Origin of the sequence: uncultured Streptococcus sp., assembly GCF_963528215.1 — a bacterium.
Classification (GTDB): Bacteria; Bacillota; Bacilli; order Lactobacillales; family Streptococcaceae; genus Streptococcus.
Genome location: NZ_CAURVL010000006.1, coordinates 78,722 through 94,293 on the forward strand (window position 1 = coordinate 78,722; position 15,572 = coordinate 94,293).

A 15,572-nucleotide genomic window follows, 5' to 3' on the forward strand; every position below is an offset into this window, starting at 1 on the left:
ATGGGATTATTTGACCGCCTTTTCGGCCGAAAAAAACAAGAACCGCCGATTGAAGAAGTTGTCAAGGAAGCATTGGAAAACATTGACGAGCTTGAAGAAGAAACAGCGCCTGTTCCAGAAGCAGGAGAAAATTTTGAAGCGGAAGCTGTTCAGTCCTACCAAGGCGAGCAGCAACTTGATGACCAAATTTCGGATACAAAAAATAGTTTGGCTGATGTTGAAGAGCCAGCATCTCAAGCCATCCAAGAAGAAAGCAAGGAGCCAGAGCATGAAAGAGAAATTATTGCAGAAAATCAAGAAATGGCTCAAGGAGCAAGTCAGACTGAAGAAACTCTAGAAGAGCACCAGTCTGAAAGCAGTGACGAAACGATAGAAGAACTTGTTGAACAAACAAACCTATCGGATGAAGCATCACCTCATGTTGAACATGAAGCTGTTTCTAATGGCGAAGTACTATTTGATTCAAATAATGAGTTCGAGCCAGAAACAGAAGCTAAGTCACTAACAGAATCAGAACAGGTAGACCAAGCAGCTGATGTTGCTGAAGAATCAGAAGCAGGAGCTACAGAAGAGTCTGCAGAACTTCCTCAAGAGGAATCCACTCAGGAAAAATATGACCGCAGCCTAAAGAAGACTCGGACAGGGTTTGGAGCACGGCTTAATGCCTTCTTTGCTAATTTCCGCTCAGTAGATGAAGAGTTCTTCGAAGACTTGGAAGAGCTTCTCATCACTAGTGATGTAGGGGTTCAAGTGGCTTCCAGTCTGACTGAGGAACTACGCTATGAAGCTCGTCTGGAAAATGCTAAAAAACCAGCTGCTCTGCGTCAGCTGATTATTGAAAAATTGGTGGACATATATGAGAAAGATGGCCGCTTTAATGAAAAAATCAATTTCCAAAGCGGTTTGACTGTCATGCTCTTTGTCGGGGTTAACGGAGTCGGCAAGACTACCTCTATCGGTAAACTAGCCTATAAGTACAAACAACAAGGCAAGAAGGTCATGTTGGTAGCAGCAGATACATTCCGAGCTGGAGCAGTAGCTCAGCTGGCTGAATGGGGTCGGCGCGTAGATGTTCCCGTAGTAACGGGGCCTGAGAAGAGCGATCCTGCCAGTGTCGTATATGACGGAATGGAGCGTGCTCAGGCAGAGCAGGTTGATGTTCTTATGATTGACACGGCTGGCCGCCTGCAAAATAAGGACAACCTCATGGCTGAGCTGGAGAAAATTGGCCGCATTATTAAGCGGGTGGATCCAGAAGCACCACATGAAACTTTCTTAGCTCTCGATGCTTCAACCGGTCAGAATGCTCTGGTTCAGGCCAAGGAATTTTCTAAAATAACTCCAGTCACAGGAATTGTACTGACAAAGATTGATGGAACAGCTCGAGGCGGGGTTGTACTAGCCATTCGTCAGGAATTGGATATTCCAGTGAAGCTGATTGGCTTTGGAGAAAAGATTGATGATATCGGTGAGTTCAACTCAGAGAACTTTATGAAAGGCCTGCTTGAAGGCTTGGTATAAAACAAAAAAACCAGTACGAGTACTGGTTTTTTATGAACAATTTTTAAATCTTACTTATTTGGAGACCACTGCCAGTCAGCGCCAAATTCTCTAAGGAGTTCAAAGGAAGCATCTGGTCCCATAGAACCGACAGGATACTCATGGAGAGGCACTTCATTGCTACGCCAGAGCTCTTCAATCTGATCGATCAGCTCCCAGCTGGAGCGGACTTCATCCCAGTGGCTGAAGTTGGTTGAGTCATTGTTAAGGACGTCAAAGATTAATTTTTCGTAAGGATCAGGGGATGCACCACTAGCTGTTGCGTCTGTCCGGTAGTCCAGAGAAAGGGGAGCTAAGCTGAAGCGTTCGCCGACCTCTTTGCCATTCATGCTGAGAGAGAAGCCCTCAGTCGGCTGGATATGAATGGTCAGAACATTTGGTGCTAATTCCTCACCAAAGATAGACTCCATTTGCTTAAAGACGATATTGACAAGAGTGCCTTTTTCAGTGAGGCGTTTACCAGTTCGGAAGAAAAATGGAACATCACGGAAGCGCTCGCTATTTACGAAGAAAGCTCCTGAAGCAAAGGTTTCGGTCATAGAGTCAGGATTGACATTAGGCTCGCTCCGGTAGGAGATGTATTTCTTGCCTTTGACTGTGCCAGACTTATATTGACCGCGGATAAAGAAGCGTTTCAAGTCTTTTTTATCGGGCTGTACCAAGCGTTCAAAAACTTTGACTTTCTCTGCCCGAATGTCCTCTTTGCTGAAGCTTTTCGGCTTGTCCATAGCTAAGAGTGACAGGAGTTGCAGAGTATGATTCTGCACCATATCTCGTAGAGCACCGGACTGGTCATAGTAACCGCCACGTTCTTCGACACCTAGCTTTTCAGCAAAAGTAATCTGGACATTGTCAATGTAGTCACGATTCCAGATGTTTTCAAAGAGAAGATTGGCAAAGCGGATAGCGAAGATGCTCTGAATCATTTCCTTGCCTAGGTAATGGTCAATACGGAAAATCTGCTCCTCATCAAAGGCCGCTAAGAGTTCTTCGTTAAGTTGGCTGGCAGTTGCCAAGTCTGTCCCGAAAGGTTTTTCGACAATCAAACGTTCAAAGCCTTTGCCGTCTACGATATTTTCAGACTTGAGGTGTTTGGCAATGGTACCGAAAAATTGGGGTGCCATGGACAGGAAGAAGAGTTTATTGTGCTCAGCTTGGTATTGCTCATTGAGTCGGTTTTGAAGCTTGCGCAGTTCAATGTAGTGCTCGGTATCCTGCACATCATGACTTTGATAGTAGAAGTGACTGGCAAACTCTTGGGCTTGCTCTGGACTGTCAGCTAAATCAGCGATTGCTTCGACAACGACAGACTCAAAATACTCCTTGCTCCAAGGCCGGCGGGCTGTTCCAATGACTGCAAAATGCTTGGAAAGATTGCCAGACTTATAGAGCCTGAAGAGGGATGGATAGAGTTTTCTTTTGGCCAAGTCACCGCTGGCTCCGAAAATTGTTACAATAACTTTTGAAGACATCCTGATACCTATTTTCTAAATGATGTCTCTATTTTATCACAATTTTTCTAAAGATTGTATTCAGAAATTCGGTTTCTGAAAAGGAGGATAAATAGAGAGGAATTGACCGCTGCTTGAAACATATTCAAAGATAAAAAATGAGGCTAAGACACGATTGTGCCAGCCTCGTTTTCTTTATTCAAATACCCGATAAACGTAAGGATTTTCCGGTTTTTCTACCTTATCAAAGCTTTCAACTTCTAGAGTTGGCAGGCTTTGCCCCAGACTTTTATGGTAGTGCATGGTAATTTTTCCCTTGGCATGAATCCAGGTATTATTCTCGAAATGCTGGGTATTTCCAGTCGTCAAGAGGCCATAGACACCTGAGTCGGCGATACAATGGATAATACCGAAGCGAAAGAGAAATTGACTCTTCTGATCGCTGGGATCATTGTAGACAAATCCGGTGAACTCCAGCGTCTTGCCTACAAACTCGTCGGGATAATCATAGATGACTTCCATGATTTCCATGTAGTTCTCAGTTGTGACCTGAATGGTATCTTGCTTGACATATTTCTTAGCGGCTGCCCGCATTTCTTTTTCGTAAGCCCCTTTGGTAAAGTAGGTGCTGGTGTCCGGCTTCAGGTATTGGCTGGTTGTGCCTTCGTCCTGCTGAATAGCAATTGAAGTTCCCTCAGCCAGCGGGAAATGAAATCCTTTAGCCGAAACTGTTGTCGAATCCAAGGTTACAGTTGGAAAGAAAATTCCTACAAAAAGCGGAATGACAAGAAGAAGCACGCTACCTAACTTAGCCCAGCGAGTATTTAAATGACTGTGGACCTCCATCTTTTTCATCCAGATGATAAGCTGTACGACTGCCAAGACAAAAGACAGAATCATAGACAAGTAGGCTAGATAGGAATAGTGGAGATTGATATATTGATTAAGCTTGCCCGTCAGCTGTAGATACATGGTGATCTCAAAGTAGCCGACTAAGATTAAAAATCGAATCATAGCACTACCCCCACAAGCCAAGAGTAAAGAAAGACGACGACGGTAACCAGGCTGATAAATTGCCAGATAAAGCGTGTCTTAAAGTAGTTTTTCATCATCAGCAGATTCTTGACATCTAGCATAGGCCCAATGACCAAGAAAGCTAAGACAGGCGATAGGCCGAAGCTAGCAATCAAGGAGCTCCCGATGAAAGCATCAGCTTCGCTGCAAAGTGAGAGCAGGAAGGACAGCAGCATGAGCAGGAGAATAGCAACAGCTGGTGTCGAGCTGATGGAGGTCAGGATTCTGGTTGGCACATAGACTTGGACCAGGCTGGCAAAGAGACAGCCAAAGACCAGATAGCGGCCTGTATCGAAAAATTCATCAATAGCTTGAACGAAGACTTGAAAAAGCTTTTGTCCCTTACTGAGATGTGAAAAGTCATGCTCATGAACAGCCTTGCGATTTTCTTTTTGGATATTGCTGTCTGCAAAGAAGCCCAGAAAAATCCCTAAAAGAATAGCCACGACCATAGAACCTAAAGCACGAAGCAGAGCCATTCGGAAGGAATTACCAAAGGCTGAGTAGGTCGCAAAGAGCACAATGGGGTTGATGACTGGAGCCGTTACCAGAAAAGGCACAGCCGTGTAACTGGGAACTTTTTTTTCTAGAAATCGATTTATAATGGGAACAATTCCGCACTCGCAAGAGGGGAAGACAAAACCAACCAAGCTTCCAAAGAAAATCCGGGCCCATTTGTTCTTGGGTAGGAAACGATAAACCTTGTCTGGCGTGACATACACCTCAATAAAGCCAGAAATAATACTTCCGATTAAGACAAAAGGCAGGGCTTCAATGATAATGGAGAGAAAGATGGCACCGGCTTGCAGGACACTGGCCGGCAACTGAGAGAAGAAGCTCATTCTTTCTTATCCTTCTCGTTTTTAGATCTTTTCTTGTCTTCCTCAGGGAATTCTACCTTTTCCATCTTGGGTAGGGTAGCAAACTCCTCGAACATCTTGTCCAAATCGTCTGATCTAGTAAATTTAACAGCCATAAAGGCACCTCATTTCTAAAATAATAATTCTATTATACTACCAATCATCAAAAAATGAAATTTTGAAACATAAGGGACTTCTTGTCGCTGATTTACCCTAAATTTTTTTGTACAAATAGTACTAAATAGTTCTAAAATAGCCTATCTTTCAAAGCACTTGTGATATAATAGGATTGTTATGGAAAATATAAATATTGAAAAAATTGCCCAGAAATTGGGCCTTAAAGAAAGCCAAGTATCACAGGTCCTAGATCTGACCGCTGAAGGGAATACGATTCCTTTTATTGCTCGTTACCGTAAGGAAATGACAGGAAATCTGGATGAGGTCGAGATTAAGGCGATCATCGACTTAGATAAGAGCATGACTGCTTTGGCAGAGCGTAAAGCGACGGTCTTAGCTAAAATTGAGGAGCAGGGAAAACTAACGGATGCGTTGCGCTCTGAGATTGAGGCTGCTGAAAAGCTGGCTGATGTGGAAGAACTTTATCTTCCTTATAAGGAGAAACGCCGTACCAAGGCTACTATTGCCCGTGAAGCAGGTCTCTTTCCTTTGGCCCGCCTCATCCTACAGGATGCGGCTAACTTGCAAGAAGAAGCTGAGAAACTGACTAGTGAAGCCTTTCCGACAGCAGAAGCTGCTCTTGCTGGAGCAGTGGATATTCTGACTGAAGCAATTTCCGAAGATACTAAGCTGCGGGCTTGGACCTACCATGAGATGCAGACCAATTCTTTTATCGTATCCAGTCTCAAAGACGGTGATTTGGATGAAAAGCAGGTCTTCCAGATTTATTATGATTTTTCCGAAAAAGTAGCGACCATGCAAGGCTACCGGACACTGGCCCTTAACCGTGGTGAGAAGCAAGGTATTCTCAAGGTTGGTTTTGAGCACAATCTTGAGAAGATCTTGCGCTTCTTTGAAGTACGTTTCAAGGTGAAAAATGCCTATATTATTGAAGCTGTTCAGCAAGCGGTCAAAAAGAAAATCATTCCAGCCATGGAGCGCCGTATTCGGACCGAGCTGACTGAGGCCGCTGAGGATGGAGCGATTCAGCTCTTTTCAGATAATCTCCGTCATCTTCTCCTAATTGCTCCTCTCAAAGGTCGCGTAGTACTGGGCTTTGACCCAGCCTTTCGGACAGGAGCCAAGCTGGCTGTTGTTGATGCGACAGGTAAGATGCTGACGACTCATGTTATTTATCCAGTAGCGCCAGCAAAGCCAGCTCAGATTGAAGCTTCTAAGAAAGAGTTATCGGAGCTGATTGAGCAGTTTGGCGTGGAAATCATTGCCATCGGAAACGGAACTGCCAGCCGAGAAAGTGAAGCTTTTGTAGCAGAAGTTTTGAAATCCCATCCAACTGTCAGCTATGTCATCGTCAATGAAAGCGGAGCATCTGTTTACTCTGCTAGTGAACTAGCTCGTCATGAATTTCCAGATTTGACTATTGAAAAGCGCTCAGCTATTTCCATTGCCCGCCGTCTGCAGGATCCTTTAGCAGAGTTGGTTAAGATAGATCCTAAGTCTATCGGGGTTGGCCAGTACCAGCATGATGTCAGCCAGAAAAAGCTGTCTGAAAGCCTGGACTTTGTCGTTGATACCGTGGTCAACCAAGTCGGAGTTAATATCAACACCGCCAGTCCTGCACTGCTGGCCCACGTAGCTGGTCTTAATAAAACTATCTCAGAAAATATTGTCAAGTATCGGGAAACAGAAGGTTTGATTCGGTCTCGCGAGGCCATCAAGAAAGTGCCGCGTCTGGGTGCAAAAGCTTTTGAACAGGCAGCCGGCTTCCTGCGTATTCCCGAGAGTGATAATCTGCTAGACAATACAGGCGTTCACCCAGAGTCTTATAAGGCGGTGGAGGAGCTCTTTAAGCGTCTGGAAATCAGCAGTTTGGATGAAGCGGCCCAAGCCAAATTAAAGGCTGTTCGGGTTGCTAGTTTGGCTGCAGAGCTGGGCTTGGGAGAAGAAACCCTCAAAGATATTATTGCTGATCTGCTCAAGCCTGGTCGGGATTTGCGTGATTCCTTTGATGCGCCAGTTCTGCGGCAGGATGTCTTGGATATCAAGGATCTGCGTATCGGTCAAAAGCTGGAAGGGGTCGTACGTAATGTCGTCGATTTCGGAGCCTTTGTGGATATCGGTATCCACGAAGACGGTCTCATTCATATCTCCAAGCTGAGCACTGACTATATCAAGCATCCTAGTCAGGTCCTATCTGTTGGCGATTTAGTCACAGTCTGGGTGGATAAACTGGATGTGGAGCGGGAGAAGGTCAACCTCTCTCTGATAGCACCAAATGAATCTAACTAACTATGTCAAGCGGGTTTCAGCTGAGGATTTTGGCTGGGAATTCCGCCACCAAGCTTATTGGAACAAGCGTCTCCGCACTACAGGGGGACGCTTCTTTCCTAAAGACGGACATCTGGATTTTAACCCAAAAATCTATGAAACTTTTGGGTTGGAGACTTTTCGAAAAATTGTTCGCCATGAGCTGGCTCACTATCACCTATATTATCAGGGTAAAGGATACCGCCATGGGGATCGAGATTTTAAAGACCTGCTCAAGCTAGTTGATGGTCTGCGCTACGCCCCCTCATTGTCAGATTCGCAATCCCTTCTCATCTATGAATGTCTGAGCTGCGGAGCACTTATCCGTCGCAGACGCAGAGTCAATCTTCAAAAATACCGTTGCGGACGCTGTATGGGCAAGCTCTGTTTATCAGAGAAAGCTTGATAGATTAGCAAGAGAGTTCCTTGAAGAACTCTCTTTTTTCAAAAGAATGAATTTTCTAAGGTATAATCAGCCTTTGGCCCGATTGTTTTTCTGTGAAATGTGGTAGAATAAAGTAAATATGATCATTGAGGTCTCTATCATGAACGTGAAATTCTATAAGTTGAAAAAGAATCGACTGATTTCCGGTGTCTTGTCCGGTCTGTGTGATAAATTTGATTTTGATCTGAGTCTGGTGCGCTTCCTCTTTATTATCTTTACTGTGGTCAATTTCGGCTTGGGAATTCTCATCTATATCCTGCTGGCTATGGTTATGCCCTATAAAGAAGACATAGAAGAAGAAATGTACGGAACTGGTCCACGCAAACGAAAAGAAGCAGAAGCTATCGAAGACGATAAAGACGGCTGGTTTTGGTAATTCTTAATAAAATAGAAAATTTCGGGATTCACTCCCGATTTTTTACTTGCAAGTAGGGAATGTTTTAGTAAGACATTTCTATACCGTGATTAATTTTCTGCTTGCTTCTTTTAGATAACCTCTCAAAAAGAAGCAGGCTAGAAAACCAGGTAAATCTACACTTAAAAACTCCACCAAAATATTAGCAATTCATCCAAGGAGGAAATGTGACAGAAGTTTGGAATGCTTATGACTTAAATCGAAATCAACTCCCTCATCTCCTGGTTCGAGGAGAAAAAATTTCTGAAGGACAGTTTCATCTATGTGTTAATGTCTTGGTTCGCCATCAGGATGGTGATATTCTCTTTATGCGGCGGTCATCCAATAAAAGCCTTTATCCTGGCTTCTATGAGTTCGGAGCAGGCGGCAGTGTGCTGGCTGGAGAGGATAGTCAGACTGCTGCACTACGTGAATTAGAAGAAGAAACAGGCCTGGTTCCTGATAGCATCAGACTTTTGGAGCAAGTGTGCTCTGTCAAAGATCAGTGCCATTTCGACTACTATGAGGTGGTTGTGTCTGGCGATAAGAGTCAAGTCCGCTATCAGGAAGGCGAAACAGATGCTCATGTCTGGTTACCCCTGAAAGAGGTCCCGGCCTTTGTAGAAAACCATCCTTGTTTTAAGAAGCAAAAGAAAATTCTCAGCAGCCTGATTGATTGATGTCGCGGCTGTTTTTCTATTTTCACTAAAAAGTTGATTTAAATCAAAATATTTTTTCGACCTAAAATCAATCTTAAAGATTCTTTTGAGGTAAAAATTTGCTATAATAGAAGCAGACAAATTTGAAGGGAGAAGACAATGTCAGTAAAGGTCAAAGACCTCTTAAAAATGTCTCGTCTGTCTCAGGAGTACGGAGATAAAGTTTTACTGGAGAAAGAAATTAAAACTTCAGATATTTCTCGGCCTGGACTTGAAATGACTGGATATTTTGATTTTTATACACCCGAGCGGATACAACTGATTGGGATGAAAGAGTGGTCTTATCTGATGAAGATGAGCTCTCATAATCGCCATCAGGTGCTGCTGAAAATGTTCCAGCCTGAGACGCCGGTGATTATCATTGCTCGAAATTTAGAGATTCCTAAAGAAATGATTAGTGCTGCTGATGAGAAGCAGATTGCTATTCTTAGAAGCAAAACCTCTACCAGTCGCTTGTCTGGAGAAATTTCCAGCTATCTTGATTCACGGCTGGCTGAGAGAACCAGTGTTCATGGTGTTCTGATGGATATCTATGGCATGGGGGTTCTCATCCAAGGGGACAGCGGAATTGGTAAAAGTGAAACAGGGCTTGAGTTGGTTAAGCGTGGCCATCGGTTGGTTGCGGATGACCGAGTGGATATCTATGCCAAGGATGAAATGACCCTTTGGGGAGAGCCGGCTGAAATCCTGCGCCACTTGTTGGAAATTCGTGGTGTTGGTATCATTGATGTCATGAGCCTTTACGGAGCTAGTGCTGTCAAAGATTCTTCTCAGGTTCAGATAGCTGTCTATCTGGAAAACTTTGATGTCCATAAGACCTTTGATCGTCTGGGCAATGATACAGAAGAGCTGGAGGTTGCCGGCGTCAGAATTCCGCGTATTCGGATTCCTGTGAAGACCGGTCGCAATATCTCGGTTGTGATTGAGGCTGCAGCTATGAACTATCGAGCTAAGCAAATGGGTTATGATGCTACTAAGATCTTTGAAGAGCGCCTCACTGACTTAATTAGCCGAAATGAGGTGAAATATGATTGATCCAGTAGCTATCCAACTTGGGCCTATCAGTATTCGCTGGTATGCCATCTGTATCGTCACAGGCTTGGTCTTGGCCGTCTATCTAGCCATGAAAGAGGCTCCGCGTCGGAAGATTATTCCTGATGATATTTTGGATTTTATCCTAGTGGCTTTTCCCGTAGCCATCGTGGGTGCCCGGCTTTATTACGTGGCCTTCGAATGGGATTATTACGGTAAGAATCTGATAAAAATCATTGATTTTTGGAATGGCGGAATAGCCGGGATTGCCATTTACGGTGGGCTGATAGCTGGTGCTATCGTTCTCTACTTTTTCTGTCGGAGAAGGCTGATTCATCCAGTTGATTTTCTGGATATTGCAGCACCAAGTGTGATGATTGCCCAGAGTATTGGTCGCTGGGGGAATTTTGCCAACCATGAGGCCTATGGTGCGGCAGTTAAGAGTTTGGACTATCTGCCTAGCCTTATTCGTGAAAATATGTATATTGAAGGCAGCTACAGACAGCCAACCTTCCTCTATGAATCTCTATGGAACCTACTTGGCTTTATCTTGATTATTGTTCTACGCCGTCGGCCTAAGTTGCTGAGACAGGGAGAAATCGCCGCCTTCTATCTAATCTGGTATGGATTTGGTCGGATGATTATTGAGGGTATGCGGACGGACAGTCTCATGTTTGCTGGTCTGCGTGTTTCCCAATGGTTGTCGCTGATTCTTATTTTTGTCGGAATTGGCATCATCATTTACCAAAGAAAAAAGCAAGCCCCTTATTATCAAGAATAAGAAATGCATAGAGCCGCTGACTCTTGTAAGAGATGTCTGCAATGAAAGGAGAGAAATATGATAATTGAAATTGCTTATGCTTTACTAGCGGTAGCCCTCATTATCTTCGTGATTTACTTGACGATTACTGTCAAAAATCTGGGCGAGAAAGCTGGTAAAATGCTAGATGAAACAGAAAATACCATCAAGGTCTTGACTTCTGATGTCAACGTGACTCTTCACCAAACCAATGATTTACTGGCCAAGGTCAATGTCTTAACTGACGACATCAATCAAAAAGTCGCAACCATTGATCCTTTGTTTACAGCTGTTGCGGACCTGTCTGAGTCCGTTTCAGATTTGAACGTTCAGGCGCGTACGCTGAGTAAAAAAGCAGTGTCTGCTGGTAAGGGAACCGTCAAAACTACGGCTGGTTTATCTGCTTTGCGTTTTGCTTCAAAATTGTTTAAAAAATAAGAAAGAAGGTCTATTATGGGAAAATTTTCATCACTGTTATTGGGCGCCGTTACTGGTGCAGCTGCTGCTTATTTTCTGACCAGTAAGAAAGGAAAGGAAACGACAGATAAGGTTCGGGACTTTGTTAAGGAATACCAAGAAAATCCTGATGATATACACGAAGCTGTCGTTCAATCCGCTAAAGACTTTTCAAATCAAGCTGTCAGTGCAATTCAACAAACCAAAGAAAAGGTTGAGAAAGGCGAGATTACAACTGAAACAGTCATCGAATCTGTCAAAGAAACGACAAAATCTGTCGTTGACTACTCACAAGATAAGTTTAACGAAATCAAAGAAAAATTTGATAAAGAAGAAAGCAGCTTAGCTGAGGAAGAACCTGTGATCTTCGAAGAGGAAGAAGAACCTTCAGAAGAAATCATCATTGACTTCGGAGCAGAAGCGACAGAAGGTCAAGAAGAAAAGACTGCTGAAACTGATAATCAAGAAGAAAAATAAAACAAAGAAGACTAGCAATTTTGCTAGTCTTCTTTGTTTACAAGAGTGAAAAAAAGAACCGAGGACTTAAAGCGTCGTCGGTTTTTCTTATATTTTAAAATCGTAGAATCACAAGGTTGGTTTATTTGCTAGTTTGGCGTTTCTTTGCGAACAAGCGATAAGATTGAATGCTAATCAGGCTGGAAGCAATGGCCAAAGTGAAGGACATAAATGTATTCATTTTCAAGCTCAAAAATACAAAACTAAACAAAACTGTCAAGACACAGAAAACAGCAATATTCAAGAAGAAAAAGAGTTCGCTTAATCTTGGTGATGTTTCTGCTTCAGGTAAGTACTCTTGATAGAGTGGTGTTTGTTCAGATTCAATTTCTTGGTAGTAGTAGTCAGTTGGGTCATCATATTGTTGGTATTTTCTTACGTGCATAATTCTCTCTCCTTACAGTACCCTCTAATTCTACCATTTTTTTGCAGTTTTAAATATTACAAAAGAGTTACAAAACGAATAAATTCGAATGAAAAACCACTCCTTTATATTTTTTTGCTATAATGGTTTTATGAAAAAGATAATCATTACAGCAACAGCTGAAAGTATAGAGCAAGTTGAGAAACTTTTGGAGGCAAATGTCAATCGAATTTATGTTGGCGAGAAAAATTATGGCCTTCGTTTACCTCATAATTTTAGTTTAGACGAATTAACTCGAATTTCTGACTTGGTTCACCAAGCAGGAAAAGAGTTGACCGTTGCGGTGAACGCTCTCATGCATCAGGAAATGATGGATAAGATCAAACCCTATCTTGATTTTCTCCAGGAGATTGGGGCAGATTATATTACCGTTGGTGATGCTGGTGTTTTCTATGTGCTGCAGCGCGATGGTTATAAATTAAAGACCATTTACGATGCCTCGACCATGGTTACCAGCAGCCGTCAGATTAACTTTTGGGCTAAGAACGCAGGAGTTTTAGAAGCTGTCCTAGCGCGTGAGATTCCTTCTGCTGAGCTTTTTAAGATGCCAGAAATTCTGGAAATTCCTGCTGAAGTCTTGGTATACGGAGCTAGTGTCATCCATCACTCCAAGCGTCCTCTTTTGCAGAATTACTATAATTTTACTCATATCGATGATGAAAAGACACGGGAGCGAGACCTCTTTCTGGCGGAACCAAGCGATCCGCAGAGCCATTATTCGATTTTTGAGGACAATCATGGTACTCATATTTTTGCCAATAATGACTTGGATTTGATGACCAAGCTTATAGAGTTGGTTAATCATGGATTCTGCCACTGGAAGCTAGAAGGTCTATACACGCCAGGCCACAACTTTGTTGAGATTGCTAAGATTTTTGTAGAGGCAAGGGATTTGATTGAGGCAGGCAAGTTTAGCTCAGATCAAGCCTTTGTGCTGGATGAGGCGATTCACAAACTGCATCCGAAAAATCGTTTTCTCGATACCGGATTTTATGACTATGACCCTGATATGGTAAAATAAATATTTAAACTAAGGCTCCTTTTAGGAGTTCTTTTTTGAGAACAAAAATAAGATTTCTAAAACATGAGTAAAAAATATATGTTCCAAACTGTTTTTTTTGAATTAATTCGAAAATTAGAATTGTGAAAATAATTCAAAGAACCTTGCTTTTAGGGGTAAATTACTATAAAATAATAAGGATTAGACATCAACACTTTTATATTGCAAATAGGAGAAAATGATGGCAAGAAAGTTGAAACGACCAGAGGTGTTATCGCCTGCTGGTACTTTGGAAAAGCTAAAAGTAGCTGTTCGATATGGAGCAGATGCTGTTTTTATTGGCGGACAGGCCTATGGTCTGCGCAGTCGGGCTGGGAACTTTACCTTTGAACAGATGGAAGAAGGGGTTCAGTTTGCGGCTAGTTATGGTGCCAAGGTCTATGTCGCGGCCAATATGGTCATGCACGAGGGAAATGAAGAGGGAGCTGGTGAGTGGTTCCGACGATTGCGAGACATCGGGATTGCGGCTGTCATTGTTTCAGATCCGGCTTTGATTGCTATTGCAGCATCAGAAGCACCTGGTCTGGAAATCCACCTGTCAACTCAGGCCAGTGCGACCAACTATGAAACGCTGGAGTTTTGGAAGAACTTAGGTCTGACTCGTGTTGTCCTAGCTCGCGAAGTGTCAATGGCTGAGCTGGCTGAAATTCGCCGACGGACTGACGTTGAAATAGAAGCCTTTGTTCATGGAGCGATGTGTATTTCCTACTCCGGCCGTTGTACATTATCCAACCACATGAGTATGCGCGATGCCAATCGTGGTGGCTGCTCACAATCCTGCCGTTGGAAATATGACCTCTACGATATGCCTTTTGGACAAGAACGTAAGAGCTTGAAAGGTGAAGTTCCAGAAGAATTTTCTATGTCCGCAGTTGATATGTCCATGATTGACCGCATACCAGACATGATTGAAAACGGAGTGGATAGCTTGAAGATTGAGGGACGGATGAAGTCTATTCATTATGTTTCCACTGTGACTAACTGCTATAAAGCAGCTGTAAATGCTTATCTAGAAAGTCCTGAAAAGTTCGAAGCTATCAAGCAGGATTTGGTCGATGAGATGTGGAAGGTTGCTCAACGAGAATTGGCCACAGGATTCTACTATCATACTCCAACTGAGAATGAGCAGCTTTTCGGAGCGCGACGCAAGATCCCAGAATACAAATTTATAGCAGAAGTAGTAGCCTATGACGCAGACAGTCAGACAGCGACTATTCGTCAGCGCAATGTTATTCATGAAGGGGATCAGGTTGAGTTTTACGGACCGGGCTTCCGTCATTTTGAAACCTTTATCACAGACCTTCGAGATGCTGAAGGTAACAAAATTGATAGGGCTCCTAATCCGATGGAGCTTCTGACCATTCACTTGGAGCAGCCCGTAGAGGCTGGCGATATGGTGCGGGCTCGAAAGGAAGGCTTGATTAATCTTTACAAGGAAGATGGTACTAGCGTGACCGTCCGAGCTTAATCTTTTATTCATAGGTAGCTTTTTAATCTAAAAGACATTTTTATGAATAGAGGTTTTCAGAGAGGAAATAGCATGATTCAGGTTTACGGAGATATTCTTGATGAGGAGACTCGCTGCCAGCATTATCACAGTGAGAGAGATATCATAGCCCTTAAGTGCTTTGCTTGTCAGAAATACTATCCGTGCTTTCTCTGTCATGACCGCTGCGAAGATCATGCTTTTATGTCCTATCCTGTGAGTCGATCAGAAGATCGAGTAGTTCTTTGTGGTCATTGCAGGACAGAGCTGACTATTTCTCAGTATCTTGGCTGTGAGGATGCCTGCCCTTTCTGCGCTCATCCTTTTAATCCAGGATGCAAGAAGCATCGATCAATTTATTTTCAGACAAACAAATAACTCTTCCATCCAACTGGATGGAAGAGTTATCTTTTGAAACGACGGTTGGTGATGCGAATGTCTTTCTTTTGGGCTTCACGGATATTATTGGGTACGAGACTGATTCGCTTGATGTCCTGCACGCGGATAATAGTGGTCATACTTTTCTTGAAATTCTTGATAATCAGCTGCAGGCGCTCGCGATCGTATTTGACAATATCGCCAGTGAAGCTTTTATCCAGAAAGATAACGTGGACACCAGATTGTTTTCGCAGAGCTAGCTCGATGGTACGCAGAATGCGGCCGCTGTCCTCTGGTCCTTGTTCATTTTTTTTGCCACTGATAAATTCGTTGGCTCTTTGTAAAATCATTTCGAGATATTTTTTCATAGCTAAAATCTCCATAACTTGTTACAATATATTATATAACAAAATTCCCTAAATTGTAAATTCTTTTACGAATTAATAGTTGGAAAATAAAACAAGAGGTGAAAT

18 protein-coding genes are annotated in these 15,572 nt (G+C 43.0%); 12 read left to right on the plus strand and 6 right to left on the minus strand.

The annotated features are described in order from the left end of the window. Positions 1-1,521 (plus strand): signal recognition particle-docking protein FtsY, encoded by a 1,521-nt coding sequence (gene ftsY / locus RWS24_RS04090; protein ID WP_125336784.1) that lies wholly within the window; start codon positions 1-3, stop codon positions 1,519-1,521. Between the two features lie 50 nt (positions 1,522-1,571). Here ftsY and zwf read toward each other — a convergent pair whose 3' ends face one another. From zwf to RWS24_RS04110, 4 genes are all read right to left on the minus strand, one after another. Further along, entirely contained in the window at positions 1,572-3,032 is a 1,461-nt protein-coding gene (gene zwf / locus RWS24_RS04095; protein WP_111675569.1) for a glucose-6-phosphate dehydrogenase, read from the minus strand. A 174-nt stretch (positions 3,033-3,206) separates the two neighbouring features. Then, positions 3,207-4,025 (minus strand): TIGR03943 family putative permease subunit, encoded by an 819-nt coding sequence (locus tag RWS24_RS04100; protein WP_314365679.1) that lies wholly within the window; start codon positions 4,023-4,025, stop codon positions 3,207-3,209. Further along, complete coding sequence (locus tag RWS24_RS04105; protein ID WP_125338479.1) at positions 4,022-4,927, minus strand: permease; 906 nt, start codon at positions 4,925-4,927, stop codon at positions 4,022-4,024. Before RWS24_RS04105 ends, RWS24_RS04100 begins: the two co-directional genes overlap by 4 nt. Then, a complete protein-coding gene (locus RWS24_RS04110) occupies positions 4,924-5,061 on the minus strand; it encodes an SPJ_0845 family protein (protein ID WP_004192860.1) in 138 nt (45 codons plus the stop codon). The genes RWS24_RS04105 and RWS24_RS04110 overlap by 4 nt, the downstream gene beginning before the upstream one ends. Positions 5,062-5,239: 178 nt before the next feature. Between RWS24_RS04110 and RWS24_RS04115 the strand changes: the two genes are divergently transcribed. The 8 genes from RWS24_RS04115 (at position 5,240) to RWS24_RS04150 (ending at position 11,712) form a co-directional block, all read left to right on the plus strand. After that, on the plus strand, positions 5,240-7,372 hold the full coding sequence (locus RWS24_RS04115) for a Tex family protein (protein WP_004192858.1): 2,133 nt from the start codon (positions 5,240-5,242) through the stop codon (positions 7,370-7,372). Next, positions 7,359-7,796 (plus strand): SprT family protein, encoded by a 438-nt coding sequence (locus RWS24_RS04120; protein WP_004192856.1) that lies wholly within the window; start codon positions 7,359-7,361, stop codon positions 7,794-7,796. Before RWS24_RS04115 ends, RWS24_RS04120 begins: the two co-directional genes overlap by 14 nt. Before the next feature lie 139 nt (positions 7,797-7,935). Beyond that, a complete protein-coding gene (locus RWS24_RS04125; RefSeq protein WP_032907817.1) occupies positions 7,936-8,211 on the plus strand; it encodes a PspC domain-containing protein in 276 nt (91 codons plus the stop codon). A gap of 206 nt (positions 8,212-8,417) precedes the next feature. Continuing rightward, positions 8,418-8,909, plus strand: coding sequence for an NUDIX hydrolase (locus RWS24_RS04130; protein ID WP_314365689.1), 492 nt, complete (start codon positions 8,418-8,420; stop codon positions 8,907-8,909). Positions 8,910-9,047: 138 nt separating this feature from the next. Beyond that, entirely contained in the window at positions 9,048-9,983 is a 936-nt protein-coding gene (gene hprK / locus RWS24_RS04135) for an HPr(Ser) kinase/phosphatase (RefSeq protein WP_314365692.1), read from the plus strand. Next, positions 9,976-10,761, plus strand: a complete 786-nt coding sequence (gene lgt / locus RWS24_RS04140; protein ID WP_314365694.1) for a prolipoprotein diacylglyceryl transferase — start codon at positions 9,976-9,978, stop codon at positions 10,759-10,761. The genes hprK and lgt overlap by 8 nt, the downstream gene beginning before the upstream one ends. Before the next feature lie 57 nt (positions 10,762-10,818). Continuing rightward, on the plus strand, positions 10,819-11,217 hold the full coding sequence (locus RWS24_RS04145; RefSeq protein ID WP_002897219.1) for a DUF948 domain-containing protein: 399 nt from the start codon (positions 10,819-10,821) through the stop codon (positions 11,215-11,217). A 15-nt stretch (positions 11,218-11,232) separates the two neighbouring features. Then, positions 11,233-11,712 (plus strand): YtxH domain-containing protein, encoded by a 480-nt coding sequence (locus tag RWS24_RS04150; RefSeq protein WP_314365697.1) that lies wholly within the window; start codon positions 11,233-11,235, stop codon positions 11,710-11,712. A 121-nt stretch (positions 11,713-11,833) separates the two neighbouring features. Here RWS24_RS04150 and RWS24_RS04155 read toward each other — a convergent pair whose 3' ends face one another. Continuing rightward, positions 11,834-12,136: a DUF3270 family protein gene (locus RWS24_RS04155; RefSeq protein ID WP_002894977.1), complete on the minus strand. Its 303-nt coding sequence runs from the start codon at positions 12,134-12,136 to the stop codon at positions 11,834-11,836. A 130-nt stretch (positions 12,137-12,266) separates the two neighbouring features. Between RWS24_RS04155 and RWS24_RS04160 the strand changes: the two genes are divergently transcribed. From RWS24_RS04160 to RWS24_RS04170, 3 genes are all read left to right on the plus strand, one after another. Beyond that, positions 12,267-13,196: a peptidase U32 family protein gene (locus RWS24_RS04160; RefSeq protein WP_314365699.1), complete on the plus strand. Its 930-nt coding sequence runs from the start codon at positions 12,267-12,269 to the stop codon at positions 13,194-13,196. A gap of 220 nt (positions 13,197-13,416) precedes the next feature. Continuing rightward, positions 13,417-14,703 carry a U32 family peptidase gene (locus tag RWS24_RS04165; RefSeq protein ID WP_314365701.1) on the plus strand — a complete coding sequence of 429 codons (1,287 nt, stop codon included), beginning with the start codon at positions 13,417-13,419 and terminating at the stop codon, positions 14,701-14,703. A 72-nt stretch (positions 14,704-14,775) separates the two neighbouring features. Beyond that, the gene (locus tag RWS24_RS04170) at positions 14,776-15,099 is read left to right on the plus strand and encodes a CHY zinc finger protein (protein ID WP_314365705.1); all 324 of its coding nucleotides are present in this window, start codon (positions 14,776-14,778) and stop codon (positions 15,097-15,099) included. A 26-nt stretch (positions 15,100-15,125) separates the two neighbouring features. On the opposite strand, the gene RWS24_RS04175 is transcribed toward RWS24_RS04170, so the two are convergent. Continuing rightward, positions 15,126-15,482, minus strand: coding sequence for a hypothetical protein (locus tag RWS24_RS04175; RefSeq protein ID WP_002899965.1), 357 nt, complete (start codon positions 15,480-15,482; stop codon positions 15,126-15,128). Positions 15,483-15,572 lie beyond the last annotated feature (90 nt).

Excerpts from the sequence above, each read along its gene's own strand:
- ftsY (WP_125336784.1), top strand. The coding sequence starts at position 1 with ATGGGATTATTTGACCGCCTTTTCGGCCGAAAAAAACAAGAACCGCCG.
- zwf (WP_111675569.1), bottom strand. The coding sequence starts at position 3,032 with ATGTCTTCAAAAGTTATTGTAACAATTTTCGGAGCCAGCGGTGACTTG.
- RWS24_RS04100 (WP_314365679.1), bottom strand. The coding sequence starts at position 4,025 with ATGATTCGATTTTTAATCTTAGTCGGCTACTTTGAGATCACCATGTAT.
- RWS24_RS04105 (WP_125338479.1), bottom strand. The coding sequence starts at position 4,927 with ATGAGCTTCTTCTCTCAGTTGCCGGCCAGTGTCCTGCAAGCCGGTGCC.
- RWS24_RS04110 (WP_004192860.1), bottom strand. The coding sequence starts at position 5,061 with ATGGCTGTTAAATTTACTAGATCAGACGATTTGGACAAGATGTTCGAG.
- RWS24_RS04115 (WP_004192858.1), top strand. The coding sequence starts at position 5,240 with ATGGAAAATATAAATATTGAAAAAATTGCCCAGAAATTGGGCCTTAAA.
- RWS24_RS04120 (WP_004192856.1), top strand. The coding sequence starts at position 7,359 with ATGAATCTAACTAACTATGTCAAGCGGGTTTCAGCTGAGGATTTTGGC.
- RWS24_RS04125 (WP_032907817.1), top strand. The coding sequence starts at position 7,936 with ATGAACGTGAAATTCTATAAGTTGAAAAAGAATCGACTGATTTCCGGT.
- hprK (WP_314365692.1), top strand. The coding sequence starts at position 9,048 with ATGTCAGTAAAGGTCAAAGACCTCTTAAAAATGTCTCGTCTGTCTCAG.
- lgt (WP_314365694.1), top strand. The coding sequence starts at position 9,976 with ATGATTGATCCAGTAGCTATCCAACTTGGGCCTATCAGTATTCGCTGG.
- RWS24_RS04145 (WP_002897219.1), top strand. The coding sequence starts at position 10,819 with ATGATAATTGAAATTGCTTATGCTTTACTAGCGGTAGCCCTCATTATC.
- RWS24_RS04150 (WP_314365697.1), top strand. The coding sequence starts at position 11,233 with ATGGGAAAATTTTCATCACTGTTATTGGGCGCCGTTACTGGTGCAGCT.
- RWS24_RS04155 (WP_002894977.1), bottom strand. The coding sequence starts at position 12,136 with ATGCACGTAAGAAAATACCAACAATATGATGACCCAACTGACTACTAC.
- RWS24_RS04160 (WP_314365699.1), top strand. The coding sequence starts at position 12,267 with ATGAAAAAGATAATCATTACAGCAACAGCTGAAAGTATAGAGCAAGTT.
- RWS24_RS04165 (WP_314365701.1), top strand. The coding sequence starts at position 13,417 with ATGGCAAGAAAGTTGAAACGACCAGAGGTGTTATCGCCTGCTGGTACT.
- RWS24_RS04170 (WP_314365705.1), top strand. The coding sequence starts at position 14,776 with ATGATTCAGGTTTACGGAGATATTCTTGATGAGGAGACTCGCTGCCAG.
- RWS24_RS04175 (WP_002899965.1), bottom strand. The coding sequence starts at position 15,482 with ATGGAGATTTTAGCTATGAAAAAATATCTCGAAATGATTTTACAAAGA.